The 14,145-nt window shown below is 66.4% G+C and carries 12 protein-coding genes; 7 read left to right on the top strand and 5 right to left on the bottom strand.

Features of this window, described 5'->3' with window-relative positions:
• Positions 1–46 precede the first annotated feature (46 nt).
• Together ACTT2I_RS03705 and ACTT2I_RS03700 are read right to left on the bottom strand one after the other, a co-directional pair.
• A complete protein-coding gene (locus ACTT2I_RS03705; RefSeq protein WP_088432116.1) occupies positions 47–688 on the bottom strand; it encodes a response regulator in 642 nt (213 codons plus the stop codon).
• Positions 688–1,884: a sensor histidine kinase gene (locus tag ACTT2I_RS03700; protein WP_088432115.1), complete on the bottom strand. Its 1,197-nt coding sequence runs from the start codon at positions 1,882–1,884 to the stop codon at positions 688–690. The genes ACTT2I_RS03705 and ACTT2I_RS03700 overlap by 1 nt, the downstream gene beginning before the upstream one ends.
• A gap of 138 nt (positions 1,885–2,022) precedes the next feature.
• On the opposite strand from ACTT2I_RS03700, the gene ACTT2I_RS03695 reads away from it, so the two are divergent.
• The 5 genes from ACTT2I_RS03695 to ACTT2I_RS03675 are packed head-to-tail and all read left to right on the top strand — an operon-like array spanning position 2,023 to position 5,058.
• Positions 2,023–2,619 (top strand): GNAT family N-acetyltransferase, encoded by a 597-nt coding sequence (locus ACTT2I_RS03695; protein ID WP_088432114.1) that lies wholly within the window; start codon positions 2,023–2,025, stop codon positions 2,617–2,619.
• 15 nt (positions 2,620–2,634) lie between these two features.
• Entirely contained in the window at positions 2,635–3,417 is a 783-nt protein-coding gene (minC, locus tag ACTT2I_RS03690) for a septum site-determining protein MinC (protein ID WP_088432113.1), read from the top strand.
• A 35-nt stretch (positions 3,418–3,452) separates the two neighbouring features.
• Positions 3,453–4,262, top strand: coding sequence for a septum site-determining protein MinD (minD, locus tag ACTT2I_RS03685; RefSeq protein ID WP_088432112.1), 810 nt, complete (start codon positions 3,453–3,455; stop codon positions 4,260–4,262).
• 2 nt (positions 4,263–4,264) lie between these two features.
• Positions 4,265–4,525 carry a cell division topological specificity factor MinE gene (gene minE, locus ACTT2I_RS03680; protein WP_017355894.1) on the top strand — a complete coding sequence of 87 codons (261 nt, stop codon included), beginning with the start codon at positions 4,265–4,267 and terminating at the stop codon, positions 4,523–4,525.
• A 47-nt stretch (positions 4,526–4,572) separates the two neighbouring features.
• The gene (locus tag ACTT2I_RS03675; RefSeq protein ID WP_088432111.1) at positions 4,573–5,058 is read left to right on the top strand and encodes a hypothetical protein; all 486 of its coding nucleotides are present in this window, start codon (positions 4,573–4,575) and stop codon (positions 5,056–5,058) included.
• Positions 5,059–5,263: 205 nt separating this feature from the next.
• Here the strand turns inward: ACTT2I_RS03675 and ACTT2I_RS03670 are convergent, their stop codons facing one another.
• The 3 genes from ACTT2I_RS03670 to ACTT2I_RS03660 form a co-directional block, all read right to left on the bottom strand.
• Entirely contained in the window at positions 5,264–6,502 is a 1,239-nt protein-coding gene (locus ACTT2I_RS03670) for a DUF819 family protein (protein ID WP_172407452.1), read from the bottom strand.
• A 214-nt stretch (positions 6,503–6,716) separates the two neighbouring features.
• Complete coding sequence (locus ACTT2I_RS03665) at positions 6,717–8,780, bottom strand: S9 family peptidase (RefSeq protein ID WP_088432110.1); 2,064 nt, start codon at positions 8,778–8,780, stop codon at positions 6,717–6,719.
• Positions 8,781–8,934: 154 nt separating this feature from the next.
• Positions 8,935–10,905 carry an OPT family oligopeptide transporter gene (locus tag ACTT2I_RS03660; protein WP_088432109.1) on the bottom strand — a complete coding sequence of 657 codons (1,971 nt, stop codon included), beginning with the start codon at positions 10,903–10,905 and terminating at the stop codon, positions 8,935–8,937.
• A 210-nt stretch (positions 10,906–11,115) separates the two neighbouring features.
• On the opposite strand from ACTT2I_RS03660, the gene ACTT2I_RS03655 reads away from it, so the two are divergent.
• Together ACTT2I_RS03655 and ACTT2I_RS03650 are read left to right on the top strand one after the other, a co-directional pair.
• Positions 11,116–12,267 (top strand): DUF1624 domain-containing protein, encoded by a 1,152-nt coding sequence (locus ACTT2I_RS03655; protein ID WP_421100618.1) that lies wholly within the window; start codon positions 11,116–11,118, stop codon positions 12,265–12,267.
• A gap of 81 nt (positions 12,268–12,348) precedes the next feature.
• Positions 12,349–14,124 carry a peptide MFS transporter gene (locus ACTT2I_RS03650; RefSeq protein ID WP_088432171.1) on the top strand — a complete coding sequence of 592 codons (1,776 nt, stop codon included), beginning with the start codon at positions 12,349–12,351 and terminating at the stop codon, positions 14,122–14,124.
• Positions 14,125–14,145 lie beyond the last annotated feature (21 nt).

The following is a 14,145-nucleotide window of genomic DNA, read 5'->3' as shown; positions in this document are numbered from 1 at the left end:
CCTGCGAACCCGTGGCCGCCCAAGGGCCGCCGCCGGCTCCACCGGCTCAGACCAGCTGCAGCTCGAAGGCCTTGAGCACCGCCCGGGTGCGGTCGCGCACGCCCAGCTTGGACAGGATGTTGGACACGTGGTTCTTGATCGTGCCCTCGGCCACGCCCAATGAATTGGCGATCTCCTTGTTGGAGAAGCCGCTGGCCATCAGCCGCAGGATCTCGGTTTCACGGTCGGTCAGTGGGTCCGGCCGGTCCAGGCTCACGAACTCGTTGCGCATGTGCTCCAGGCCCGACAGCAGGCGCTGGGTGACCGCCGGCTGCACCAGCGAGCCACCCTCGGCCACGGTCCGGATCGCGCCCACCAGCTGATCCAGGGTCACGTCCTTGAGCAGGTAGCCCTTGGCGCCGGCCTTGAGCCCGGCCAGCACCAGCTGGTCGTCGTCGAAGGTGGTCAGGATGATGGTCGGCGGCAGCTGGTTCAGCCGCGACAGCATCTGCAGCGCCTCCAGGCCGGACATCACCGGCATGCGCATGTCCATCAGGACCACGTCCGGGCGGACCTGGGGAACCACCTCCACTGCCTGGCGGCCATCGGCGGCCTCGGCGACCACCTCGATGCCGTCATCGAGCGCCAGCAGTGAGCGGATCCCCTGCCGCACCAGGGTTTGGTCGTCGACCAGGCAGACGCGAATCATCAACGCACTCCTTCAATGACAGCGGTCAGCATCAATACTGGCACGCCGGGTACCGAGGCACGAAGGCGGAAGCCCTGTCCCCGGCGGGTTTCGATCTGCAGCTCACCACCGCATTGTTGCAGGCGCTCGCGCATCCCGCGCAACCCGTTGCCGACCACGATCCCGTCGGCGCCCACCCCGTCATCATGCGCTTCCAGCACCACGATGCCCGGGGCCTCGCGCCGGACCTTGATCCACAGGTTGCGCGCGCCGGCGTGGCGCACCGCATTGGTGATGATCTCCTGGGTGCAGCGCAGCAGCACGTGGGCCCGCTCGGGGTCTTCCACGCTCAGCGGCTCGTCGATGTCCAGGTGGATCTCCAGCGAGGGCACCTGCTCGGTCAGCGGCCGCAGGGCGGCAGCCAGGTCGATCGCGCCACTGTCGCGCAGCTGGCTGACCGCCTCGCGCACGTCGGTCAGCAACAGCTTGGCCAGCGTATGGGCCTGGTGCACATGCTCCTGGGCCTGACCTTCGGTGATGTGGCCGGCCACTTCCAGATTGAGGCTGAGCGCGGTCAGGTGATGGCCGAGCAGATCGTGCAGCTCGCGGGAAATGCGGGTGCGCTCGTTGACCCGGGCGCTCTCGGCCAGCAGCACGCGGGTGGCGCGCAGCTCGGTATTGAGCCGGCGCTGCTCCTCTCGGGCATCGGTCTGCTGCCGCGCGACCAGGCTGGTCACGAAGATGAACATGGAGAAGCCGCCATACAGCAGCGACTGCATCACCGCCTCGAACAGCGAGAAATTAAGGATCAGGTAGTAGACCGGCAGCACCGCCAGCTGGCTCAGCAGCAGCCAGATCACGCCACCGCGCACCGGCAGCATCCACGGGATGACGCCGGCGGCGACCATCATCAGGATGCTGCCCAGCCCGGAGCCGCTCAGGTAGCTCACACCCAGTGCCGAGGCGGTAAGCAGCACCAGCATGACCCGGTCGTACCAGCGCGAGTGCCCGCCGTTGCGCAGCCCGCGGGTCAGCCAGAAGTAGCCGGCGCCGAAGGCCAGGTACGCAGCGAACAGCCACAGCGCCCAGGCATCGACGCCACCGCCGCGGCGCAGCAGTGCTTCGTACTGCGAATAAACCAGAGGAAGTCCGACCATGACCCAGGTGAACAGGCCGGCCAGTCGCAGTACTCGGGTGTGGCTGAGGTATCCCAACATGGACGCATAGTAGGCTGAACCTGTTCCCCTGCACTCCCACAGAAGTCATGCCTGTCGGCTCGCGGGGGGAAGCCACCCATGCAATAATCGGACCGAGGGCCCCTTGATGGGCCAACCGCGTTACCCCACGGAGTCACAATGTCGATTGTCATCCGCGACGTGCGCGAGCACGAGCTCGATTCCGTCCTGGCCCTGAACAACAATGCCGGCCTGGCCATCCTGCCGTTGGATGCCGCCCGCCTGCGTCTGTTCTATGAAAGCGCTGAGTATTTCCGCGTCGCCGAGCGCGACGGCAACCTGGCCGGTTTCCTGATCGGCTTCGGCAGCGACAGCCAGCACGACAGCAGCAACTTCGCCTGGTTCAAGCAGCAACTGGACAGCAAATTCTTCTATATCGACCGCATCGTGGTCGCCAGCCGCCGCCGCGGCGGTGGCGTCGGCCGTGCGTTCTATGCCGATGCCCAGAGCTACGCCGAGCTGCGCTACCCGCAGCTGACCTGCGAAGTGTTCCTGGACCACGGTGCCGATGCCGCCCTGCTCTTCCACGGCAGCTTCGGCTTCCGCGAGGTCGGGCAGAACAACATGGCCCACGTCGATGTGCGTGCCAGCATGCTGCTCAAGGACCTGTGCAGTTACCAGTGGGTGCACGACACCTACGGCGATCAGCTGCCGGATGTGCCCTGGGTGGGCCATCGCCGTGAGCCGCTGCGCGTCCAGCAGCAGACGGGGACCTGATCGGTGGCAGCGAACATGGATTTTGAACAGGCCGGCGAACTGAAGATCGGCCAGGTCGGCATCGCCAATCTGCGCATCCGCACCCTGGACGTCGACCGCCTGACCCGTGAAATGCAGGAACGTGTGGCCCGCGCCCCGAAGCTGTTCGGGCGTGCCGCAGTGATCCTGGATTTCGGCGGGCTCAGCAGGATGCCGGACGTGGCCACCGCCAAAGCATTGTTGGACGGCCTGCGCCGCGCTGGCGTGCTGCCGGTCGCGCTGGCCTACGGCACCACGGAAACCGATCTGCTCTCCCAGCAGCTTGGCCTGCCGCTGCTGGCCAAGTTCCGCGCCCAGTACGAGCGTGCCGAGGCCGAGCCGGTTGCCGCCGCCCCTGCGCCGGTGGCTGAGCCGCCGCGCCGCACTCGGGCAGCCGCCGCCGTACCGGCGGCGCCCGCGCCCAGCGCCGTCGCCACCGGTGGCGCGCCCAAGCCGGGCCGCATGCAGACGGTCAACGTCCGCTCGGGCCAGCAGCTGTACGCGGAAAACTGCGACCTGACGGTCATGGCCACCGTCGGCGCGGGCGCCGAAGTGATCGCCGACGGCAGCATCCACATCTACGGTACGCTGCGGGGCCGCGCCCTGGCAGGTGCCCAAGGCAACACCACGGCGCGCATTTTCTGCCGTGAATTCCACGCTGAACTGGTCGCCATTGCCGGCCATTACAAGGTACTGGACGATGTCCCGGACACCCTGCGCGGCAAGGCCGTGCAGGTGTGGCTGGAACAGGACCAGATCAAGATCGCTGCGCTGGACTGACGCAGCCCCCAAACAGAAGAATCAGGAGAAATCCTTTGGCTGAAATCATCGTAGTCACCTCCGGCAAGGGCGGCGTCGGCAAGACCACCAGCAGCGCCAGCCTGGCCTGCGGGTTGGCACGTCGTGGCAAAAAGGTGGCGGTGATCGACTTCGACGTCGGCCTGCGCAACCTGGACCTGATCATGGGCTGCGAGCGCCGCGTGGTGTACGACTTCGTCAATGTCGTGCACGGCGAAGCGACCCTCAAGCAGGCCCTGATCAAGGACAAGCGCTTCGACAACCTGTACGTGCTGGCTGCCTCGCAGACCCGCGACAAGGACGCGCTGACCCAGGAAGGCGTGCGCAAGGTGCTCGACGACCTGATCGCCGACGGCTTCGAATACGTCATCTGCGACTCCCCGGCCGGCATCGAGAAGGGCGCGTTCCTGGCGATGTACTACGCCGACCGTGCGGTCGTGGTGGTGAACCCGGAAGTGTCTTCGGTGCGCGACTCGGACCGCATCATCGGCCTGCTCGATTCGAAGACCCACAAGGCCGAATCCGGCAAGAACGTACCGGCCTTCCTGCTGCTCACGCGCTACAGCCCGGTACGGGTGGAAAGCGGCGAGATGCTCAGCATCACCGACGTGGAAGAAGTGCTCGGCCTGAAGGCCATTGGCGTGGTGCCCGAATCGGGCGACGTGCTCAATGCCTCCAACAAGGGTGAGCCGGTCATTCTGGACCCCGAATCGGCGGCGGGCCAGGCATACGAAGATGCGGTTGGCCGCATCCTTGGCGAAGAGCGTCCGATGCGCTTCACCACCGTGGAGAAGAAAGGCTTCTTCAGCAAGCTGTTCGGAGGGTAAGCATGGGACTGTTCGATTTCCTGAACCGAAAGAAGACCACTGCCGAAACGGCCAAGAACCGCCTGCAGATCATCATCGCGCAGGAACGCAGCCACCGCGGCGGCCCGGACTACCTGCCCCTGCTGCAGCGCGAGCTGCTGGAAGTGATCAAGAAGTACGTCAACATCGACGCTGATGCGGTCAAGGTCGATCTGGTCAAGGATGGGGAGCACGATGTGCTCGATATCTCCGTCGCCTTGCCGGAAGGCCCGCAGCAGCCCTGATCGACATCGCCCCTTCCGCATTGGAAGGGGCGCTTGAGCGGCACCCCATGAACGACGCTGCCCCGACCGCCGAACCGCAGGTCACCCGACTCGGCGATATCCGTTTCGACGATGCCCATGCCCTGCTCGCCGCCCACGATCTGCACCTGCATCGTGTGACCGATGGCGCGCCGATTCCGGGCAGCTATTGGGGCGAACCCGAGGCCGGCATCATCGGCAGCGACGTCTACGTCCGCGATGACACCCCTGTGCACTCGATGCTGCACGAAGCCTGCCACCTGATCGTGCTGCCGCCGGAGCGGCGTGCGCTGGTGCACACCGATGCCACCGATTCAGTGCCCGAAGAAGACGCGACCTGTTACCTGCAGATCGTGCTGGCCGGGCAACTGCCGGGTGTAGGCAGCGCGCGATTGATGGCCGACATGGACGCGTGGGGGTATACGTATCGGTTGGGGTCGACGCAGGCGTGGTTCGAGCAGGATGCGGAAGACGCAAAGGCGTGGTTGGTCGAACGCGGCCTTCTTCCTGCGTAAATCCGCATGTGCGGCCAGTCCAGGGCGCGTGGCGACGCGCCAATCACATCGGCGCCTGGGGGTTCACACGGCCCGGTTCGAGCAGGACGGTGAAGATGCACTTGCCTGGTTGATTCAGCGCAGGTTGCTTCTGCCGTAGAGCCGACCGTTGGTCGGCTGTCGTGCGCTGTGACGCGACGTTACAGCTGCCGACCAACGGTCGGCGCTACCCCGCCATCGCGCGCAGCGTGATGCCCACGATGTACGCCAGATACGTGCCCGTCGCGTAGCCCATCGTGCCCAGCAGCACGCCGACCGGCGCCAACGAGGGATGGAAGGCGGCCGCGACCACCGGCGCCGAGGCCGGCCCACCGATGTTGGATTGGGAGCCGATCGCGAAGTAGAAGAACGGCACCTTCAGCGCGCGCGCCAGCGCCCACAGCAGCACGATGTGCACCGCGATCCAGATCAGGCCGAGCAGGAACAGCCACGGGCGGTCCAGCAGCGCCAGCAGGTCCATCTGCATGCCGATGCAGGCGATCAGGAAGTACAGCAGCAGCGAACCCAGCTTGGAGGCACCGGCGCCTTCCAGGTTGCGCGCACGGGTGAAGCTCAGCGCCAGCCCGCAGGTGGTGGAGATCACCACCACCCACACGAACGGCGCGTCCAGGCTGAACTGCGAGGCCCAGGCGACGTGGCCCTTGAACCACGCCGAGACAGGCCCGGCGATCGCGTGCGACAGCCCCACCACGCCGAAGGCAACGGCGACGATCAGCATCAGGTCGGTCAGGCTGGCCACGCGCTCGTGCTGCGCCTGGAAGGCCTGGATGCGCAGCTTGAGCGCATCGATGCCCGAGGTATCGGCACCGCTGCGCGCATCGATCTTCGCCGAACGCCCGGCCATGAAGATCAATACCGCCATCCAGACGTAACCGACACCCACATCGACCACCGCGAACTGCCCGAAGGTGGTCGCGTTGACGTCGAACACTTCGCGCATCGCCAGCATGTTGGCACCGCCGCCGATCCAGCTTCCTGCCAGCGCAGCCATGCCGGCCCAGGTGTCACCGGCGACGGTGGCCGGGTGCAGCCACTTCATCAACTGGAACGCGACCACCGCCCCGACCATGATGCTGAGCGAGGCGCCCAGGTACATCACGATCAGTTTGGGCCCCAGGCGCAGGATGCCCTTGATGTCCACGGCCAGGGTGAGCAGTACCAGCGCGGCGGGCAACAGGATGTCGCGGGCGACCGGGTTGTAGAGATGGGTGTTCTGGCCATCGATCAGGCCGACGGTGTTGTACACCCCGGGAATCAGGTAGCACAGCAGCAACGCTGGCACGTAGGTATAGAAGCGCTTCCACAGTCCCTGCTCGCGCGAGGCGGTCCAGAACACGGCGCCGAGTGTGGCGGCGATCAGGCCGAAGACGACGATGTCGTTCTGGATCAGGGCGGGTGCTTTCACGGGTGTGGAGTGCCTGGACGATGGGCGTGCGATTCGGCACGTTTCGGGAAACAATCACCGGTAGAGCCGACCGTTGGTCGGCTGCCGTAAAAGAGCAGCCGACCAACGGTCGGCTCTACCGGTCACACCGCCGACGATGGCCGGTTACGCCACGCCCAACGAGACCCGGTGCCATGAACAAGCGCCGCCCCTGGGGGCGGCGCTTCAAACCGGCTTATTCGCCGATGTGCTGCTTCAACCAGCCGTTGACGGTGTCATGCCACTGCACGCTGTTCTGCGGCTTGAGCACCCAGTGGTTCTCGTCCGGGAAGTACAGGAACTTCGATTCGATGCCCTGGCGCTGCGCAGCGGTGAACGCGGCCAGGCCCTGCTCCACCGGAATGCGGTAGTCGAGCTGGCCATGCACGATCAGGATCGGCTTCTTCCAGTCCGACACGTGGTTGACCGGATTGAACTTCTCGTAATTGGCGGCCTTCTCGTACGGCGTGCCGCCCTGCTCCCACTCGGTGAACCACAGCTCTTCGGTGGCGTAACCCATCATGCGCTGATCGAACACGCCGTCATGGTTGACCAGGCACTTCCACGGCTCGTTCCAGTTGCCGGCGATCCAGTTGACCATGAAGCCGCCATAGCTGGCGCCCAGGGCGCAGGCCTTGTCACCGTTGAGGAACGGGTACTGCTTCTGCGCCGCCGCCCAGCCCTTCTGCAGGTCTTCCAGCGGGCGGTCGCCCCAGTGCTGGCTGATCGCGTCGGTGAAGGCCTGGCCGTAACCCGTGGAGCCGTGGAAGTCGATCATGACCACCGCGTAGCCCTGACCGGCGTAGGTCTGCGGGTTCCAGCGGTAGCTCCAGCCATTGCCGAAGCTGCCCTGCGGGCCGCCGTGGATCAGGAATGCCACCGGGTATCGCTTGCCTTCCTGGTAGTTGTACGGCTTGACCACGTAACCGTGCACGGTCTCGTTGTTCCAGCCCTTGAACTGGAACTGCTCGTAATCGCCGAAGGCCACATCGGGCAGCATCTCGCCGGCGCTCGGCGTGATTTCGCGCGGGTTGGCACCATCGAAGGCGGCCACGACGATCTGGTCGCCGCTCTTCAGGCTGTTCTTCGTATAGGCCAGCGTGGTGCCAGCGATCACCGGCGAGCCGATGCTGCCGCCGTCGACCACGACCTCGGCCTCACCGGTGGCGATGTCGACGGCGAACAGGCGGTGCTCACCCATGTCATCGGCGCTGGTGTAGATCAGGGTGCCGTCACCGGACAGCACGATCTCGCCGGCCGAACGATCCCACTTCGGCGCGATCTCACGGGTCTTGCCGGTGGCCACGTCCATCGCCATCAGGCCGAAACGGTCGGCTTCGAAGCCCGGGCGCTTCATGGCGCGGTAGTACAGGGTCTTGCCGTCGGCGCTGAACACCGGGCCGGCATCCCAGGCCGGGTTGGCCGCGGTCAGGTTGACCGGTGCCTGCTTGCCCTCGGCATCCAGGCGGTACAGGTCGAAGTTGGTCGACCACGGCTCCTGCTTGCCGGCCACGCGGATCGCGGCAACCACGGTCTTGCCATCGGGCGACCAGGTGAAGTCGTCATTGCCACCGAACGGCTTGGACGGCGCATCGCCGGCCAGCGTCGCGCTGATCGCCGAGGCCCCCTTCACCGCAGCTGCCTTGGCGGTCGGCAGCGGCGCCACGAACAGCGTATTGCGGCGCCCATCGGCCCAGGTGTCCCAATGACGCACGAACAGAGTGTCGAATACTTCGCCGGTGTTCTTGCGCGCCTTGTGGGCGTCCAGCTTCTTGCTGGTGCAGGCCAGGTCCGAACCGCAGTCCTGGAACACGCCGCTGCTGAAGGCCACGCGGTCGCCCTGCGGCGAAACGTGGAAGCTGTCTACATCGACCGGGAAATCGGTCAGCTGGCGCGGGGTGCCGCCGGTGGTCGGCTGCGCGTAGAGCTGCTGGCTGCCGTTCTTGGCGCTCAGGAAATATACGGTCTGGCCATCGCCCGACAGCGCGGCGGAATTGACGTTCCAGCCGGCCGGAGTCAGCGGCTTGGGCGGCGCCAGGTCGCGCGTGCGCAGGTTGCGGATGAACAGGCCGGTGCTGGCCTTGCTGTCGCTGCCGACCACGCGTTTGGCGAAGATCACGTTGCCGCCATCGGCGGTGAGCAGCGGGCTGGAGACCCGATCCAGCGCGATCATGTCGCGCACATCCAGGCCACGCGTGGCCGCCAGCGAGGGCATCGCCGTCAGCAGGCACAACGGCAGCAGGGCGTAACGAAGTTTCATCGGGGTCTCCGCGGAACGGCAAAACGCCGATGTTAGGGCCGCAGGGCCCGCACATGCAAAGGCCATCGGTCATGCCGGCGCATCGGCGCAGCCCAGAAACGACACACCCCGCCGGGGCGGGGTGTGTCGTGACGCCGATCGGGTCGCTCGTTGCTTAGACCGAACCCACCGCGCGCTTGCCGGTGCGGTAGATCAGCCAGCCGACCAGGAACAGCACGGCCAGGCCGATCCACTGCGCGCCCGGCAGGTGGAACGGCAGCGCCAGCACATCGGCGCGGCTGCTGACCACGATCGGGATCGCGATGGCGATACCCATCAGGGCCTCACCGGTGATCAGGCCGGCGGCGAACAGCACGCCCGGCTTGTGCACGCGGTCGCGGCCTTCTTCATCATCGCCACGGATCTTGTGGAAGCGCTCCACCAGGTAGGCGATCAGGCCACCCAGGAAGATCGGCACCATCAGTTCCAGCGGCAGGTAGATACCGATCGCGGCGGCCAGCACCGGCACGCGGAAGCGGGCATTGCGCGACTTCAGCCAGCTGTCGAAGGCGATGATCGCCGCGCCCACCACGGCGCCGATGCCGATGAAGGTCCACGGCAGCTCGCCGCCGAACAGGCCCTTGGCCACCGAGGCCATGAGGTTGGCCTGCGGTGCGGCCAGCGCATTGGGATGCAGCTCGGACTTCACGCCGATGCCATATGCGGTCGCCAGCAGGTTCAGCACCGGGGCCATGATCAGCGCGCACGAGAACGCACCGATGCCCAGCATCAGCTGCTGCTTCCACGGGGTGGCGCCCACGATGTAGCCGGCCTTGAGATCCTGCAGGTTGTCACCGCCGACCGCAGCGGCGCAGCACACCACCGCGCCGATCATGATCGCGGCCACCGCACCCAGCGGTGCACCACCGACGCCGACCGGGGTCAGGCCGTCCTTGCCGAGCAGCAGTACCAGCACCGCCGAGGCGAACAGGATGGTGGAGATGGTGATGCCCGACACCGGGTTGTTGGACGAACCGATCAGGCCGGCCAGATAGGCCGACACCGAGACGAACAGGAAACCGGCCACGATCATGATGAGGGTCATCGGGATCGAGACATGCCACTGGCCCACGATGGCCTGGTACAGCGCCAGCAGCGGCAGGGTGAACACCACCAGCGCGACCAGCATCCACTTCATCGGCAGGTCGCGCTCGGTGTGCGCCAGCGCCGGGCCGCCGCTCTTGCGGGCCGCGGCAAAACCACTCTTGACGCCATTGAGCAGCGACTTGCGCAGCGAGATCAGGGTCCAGACGCCGCCGATCAGCATCGCGCCCACGCCCAGGTAACGCATCTTCGCGCCCCAGATGGCGAACGCGGCCTCGGTGGAGCTGGCCGTGGCGATCGAGGCGGCCAGCGCCGGGTCGGTGTTCATGAAGAACGACTGGTACAGCGGAATGGCGATGTGCCAGGTCAGGATCGAACCGGATACCACCACGATGCCGACGTTCAGGCCGACGATGTAGCCCACGCCCAGCAGCGCCGGGGACAGGTTGGTGCCGATGAAGGCGGTGATCTTCGAGCTGCCGACATAGGCCGAGGTGGCCCACGCATCGGGAATCAGGCGCAGGCCGCTTTCGGCCGCCAGCTTCACGAAGGCGCCGATCACCGCCGAGACGGCCAGGATCTTCAGGCCCGGGCCCGGGTTTTCACCGGCCTTGAGCACTTCGGCGGCGGCCTTGCCTTCCGGGAACGGAAGCGGATCTTCGACGATCATCGAACGGCGCAGCGGCACCGAGAACAGCACGCCCAGCAGGCCACCCAGACCGGCGATGCCCAGCACCCACCAGTATTTGAAGTCCGGCCAGTAGCCCATGATCACCAGCGCCGGGATGGTGAAGATCACGCCGGCGGCGATCGACGAACCGGCTGACGCACCGGTCTGGACGATGTTGTTTTCCAGGATCGTGCCACCGCCGAGCAGGCGCAGCACCCCCATGGAAATGACCGCGGCGGGAATGGCGGTGGCGATGGTCAGGCCTGCGAACAGACCGAGGTAGGCGTTGGCGGCCGACAGAATCACCGCCAGCACGATGGCAAGCACCACCGCGCGGAAAGTGAGCTGGCGTGGCGCAGCGTCGTTGTTCATGGAAGCCCCTGCTGGCAAAAAATCCCTGCCACGCTAGCGTTCATGTACGGGCAAGTCCAGTGTGAAACGTGCTGCAACCGCGATGACGCACGCCCGTCATCGCGATAGGTCATCGCTGCGGCCGCGACCCGCCGGACTCGGCAAGGTCGTGCAGCACGGCCATCCTTTTAGTTATGTTATATCCTATCGCACCGAACACCCGGCGCTGCTGTGACGCATTCCCCCGCCCCCCGCCTGACCTCCATCGACCAGCTGCGCGGCACCGTCATCGTGCTGATGCTGCTCGACCATGTGCGCGAAACCTTCTATCTGCATGCCCAGGTAGCCGACCCGATGGCGGTCGACCAGGTCGAACCGGCGTTGTTCATCAGCCGGCTGCTGGCCCACCTGTGTGCGCCGGTGTTCGTGCTGCTGACCGGCCTGTCGGCGTGGTTGTACGCCAGCGGCAAGCTGGACGGGCGCCGGGCCGCATCGGCCTTCCTGCTCAAGCGCGGCCTGTTCCTGGTGGTGCTGGAACTGCTGGTGGTCAATGTGGCCTGGACGCTGCAGTTCCCCCCCAGCGTGGTCTACCTGCAGGTGATCTGGGCGATCGGCATCAGCATGATCGCGCTGGCCGGTCTGCTATGGCTGCCACGCGGTGTGCTGGCGATGCTGGCGGTGGCCGTGATCGCCGGGCACAACCTGCTCGATGGCGTGCGCGTGGCGGGCGACGGTCCCCTGGCCGTGCTGTGGAAGGTGCTGCACCAGCGTGACTGGATCACGGTGACGGAGGGGCTGCGCCTGCGCACTTCCTATCCGGTGCTGCCGTGGATCGGCGTGATTGCGCTGGGCTGGGTGATCGGGCCGTGGTTCGCGCGCGGCGGCAACACCCGGCTGCGCCAGCGTCGCCTGTGGTGGGCCGGCGCCGGGGCGCTGCTGGCATTCGTGCTGTTGCGTGCGGCCAACGTTTACGGCGACAGCCCGTGGCAGTCGTTCGCCACGACGGGCAGCACGGCGATGAGCTTCTTCAACGTGACCAAGTACCCGCCTTCGCTGCTGTTCCTGCTGCTGACCCTGGGCATCGGCCTGCTGGTGCTGCGCCTGTACGAGCAGCCGCGCGTGGCACGGGCGCTGGCCCCGCTGGCCGACATCGGCGCGGCGCCGATGTTCTTCTACCTGCTGCACCTGTACGTGCTGAAGCTGCTGTACGTGCTGGCCGAAGCACGCTGGGGGCATACGCACGGCGCGTATTTCGCCGTGGACCACGTGGCGACCCTGTGGGTGATCACCGCGGTGCTGGCACTGGCGCTGTACTGGCCGACCCGGGCGTTCGCCCGGTTCAAGGCGCGGCGGCGGGATCTGGCCTGGCTCCGCTATCTGTAGGCGGAGCAGCCAGACCCGGCACGGATGCACCGTTCTCCCGGGCCTATACTCGCCCCCTTGTCCGCCCTGCCCTACCTCTCGATGACCGCAGCCGCCCTGCCCGCCTCCCCGGCAACCACTGCCACCGACGACTTCCTCGGCCACCCCAAGGGCGTCTACATCTGCTTCTTCACCGAGATGTGGGAGCGGTTCTCGTTCTACGGGATGAAGGCGCTGCTGCTGCTGTACCTCACCAAGTACCACCTGTTCGGCGACAAGGCCGGGCTGGACCTGCTCGGCGCCTACGGGGGTCTGGTCTACTGCATCCCGGTCTTTGGTGGCCTGCTCGCCGACCGCTGGCTGGGCATGCGCAAGGCGGTGGTGTTCGGCGGCGTGCTGCTGGTGCTCGGCCATCTGGGCATGGCCTTCGAAGGTCACGCCGCGGTCCGCGTGGATGGCGCGGTGGTGCGTGATGACGCCGCGCTGGGCATCACTTACCTGTCGCTTGCCCTGATCATCATGGGCGTGGGCTTTCTCAAGCCGAACATCTCCACCATCGTCGGCAAGCTGTACCCGGAAAACGATCCGCGCCGCGACTCGGGTTTTTCGCTGTTCTACGCCGGCATCAACCTGGGCGCGCTGTTCGCTTCGCTGGTGTGCGGCTTCCTCGGCGAAGCCTACGGCTGGAAGTATGGCTTCGGCGCGGCCGGCATCGGCATGGTGATCGGCCTGGGCATGTTCCTGTGGGGCCAGAAGTATCTGCAGGGCCATGCCGAACCGTCCGATCTGCCGGCGCTGCGCCAGCGCGTCCTGGGCCTCCGCCGCGAATGGCTGATCTATGCCGTGGCCGTGCTCGGCGTGATTCCGGTGGCCGCGCTGATGTGGGCCGCCGCCAATGGCGCCTTTGCGCTTGGCGGTGAAATCAGCCTGGCGCTGATGTTGATGATCGTCGTCCTCGGCGGCGTGCTGGTCTGGTTCGCCTGGTTCACCGGAAGCCGCTGCACGCCGGTGCAGCGCCAACAGATGATCGCGCTGATGGCGCTGATCTTCATGGCGCTGGTGTTCTTCACCCTGTACGAGCAGACCTACGGCTCCTGGGTGACCTTTACCGATCGCCTGCTGACCAAGGACCTGGTGCCCTCGCTGGTGATCCAGGGCGGCACCCCGCTGCCGTGGTCGATCGCCTCGCTGCTGTTGGCGCCACTGGGCTTCGTAGTGGCCGCGCGCCTGTCCGAGCGCCGCCCCGGCTCGACCGCGCCGCGCACTCTTTTCATCGCCATCGTCGCGCTGATGCTGGTGATGCTGATCCGCGACTGCCTGGTGATTCCGCAGACCGCCGGCTCGCTGACTTACCTGGGCGGCCTGTTCCTGGTCGTATTGGCGCCGTTGTTCGCGATGCTGTGGGCGTGGCTGGACCGACGCCGCATGGATCCCTCCAAGCCGGTGAAATCCTCGATCGGGCTGATCTTCGCCGCGCTGTCGTTCGTGCCGTTGGCCCTGGCTGCCCAACACGTGGGTGCGACCGGGCAGATGGCCAGCGTGTGGTGGCTGGTACTGGCGTATCTGATCCTGGAGATCGGCGAAATGTGCCTGTCACCGGTGGGCCTGTCGGCGGTCACCCAGCTGGCCGCGCCGCGCGTGGTCAGCCTGATGATGGGCACCTGGTTCCTGGCCACCGCGTTTTCGGAAACGCTGGCGGCGCTGTTCGGCAAGCTCGCCGCGATCGAGGTGCCGGAAGGCCAGACCATGGATATCGCCAGCGCCGCCGCCAGTTACGAACACCTGTTCTGGCTGCTGATGTGGATCGGCCTGGGCTGCGCGGCAGTCGCGCTGATCTGCTCGCCGCTGCTGAAGCGGATGATGCACGGGGTGAAATAAGCCGGGTGCCTTGCCCAGAGG

Source organism: Stenotrophomonas sp. PUT21 (assembly GCF_052232875.1).
Taxonomy (GTDB): domain Bacteria; phylum Pseudomonadota; class Gammaproteobacteria; order Xanthomonadales; family Xanthomonadaceae; genus Stenotrophomonas; species Stenotrophomonas maltophilia_N.
This window is presented reverse-complemented; position numbering and strand designations above follow the sequence as displayed.

Coding starts and splice junctions, on each gene's coding strand:
- ACTT2I_RS03705 (WP_088432116.1), bottom strand. CDS start 688: ATGATTCGCGTCTGCCTGGTCGACGACCAAACCCTGGTGCGGCAGGGG.
- ACTT2I_RS03700 (WP_088432115.1), bottom strand. CDS start 1,884: ATGTTGGGATACCTCAGCCACACCCGAGTACTGCGACTGGCCGGCCTG.
- ACTT2I_RS03695 (WP_088432114.1), top strand. CDS start 2,023: ATGTCGATTGTCATCCGCGACGTGCGCGAGCACGAGCTCGATTCCGTC.
- minC (WP_088432113.1), top strand. CDS start 2,635: ATGGATTTTGAACAGGCCGGCGAACTGAAGATCGGCCAGGTCGGCATC.
- minE (WP_017355894.1), top strand. CDS start 4,265: ATGGGACTGTTCGATTTCCTGAACCGAAAGAAGACCACTGCCGAAACG.
- ACTT2I_RS03675 (WP_088432111.1), top strand. CDS start 4,573: ATGAACGACGCTGCCCCGACCGCCGAACCGCAGGTCACCCGACTCGGC.
- ACTT2I_RS03665 (WP_088432110.1), bottom strand. CDS start 8,780: ATGAAACTTCGTTACGCCCTGCTGCCGTTGTGCCTGCTGACGGCGATG.
- ACTT2I_RS03660 (WP_088432109.1), bottom strand. CDS start 10,905: ATGAACAACGACGCTGCGCCACGCCAGCTCACTTTCCGCGCGGTGGTG.
- ACTT2I_RS03650 (WP_088432171.1), top strand. CDS start 12,349: ATGACCGCAGCCGCCCTGCCCGCCTCCCCGGCAACCACTGCCACCGAC.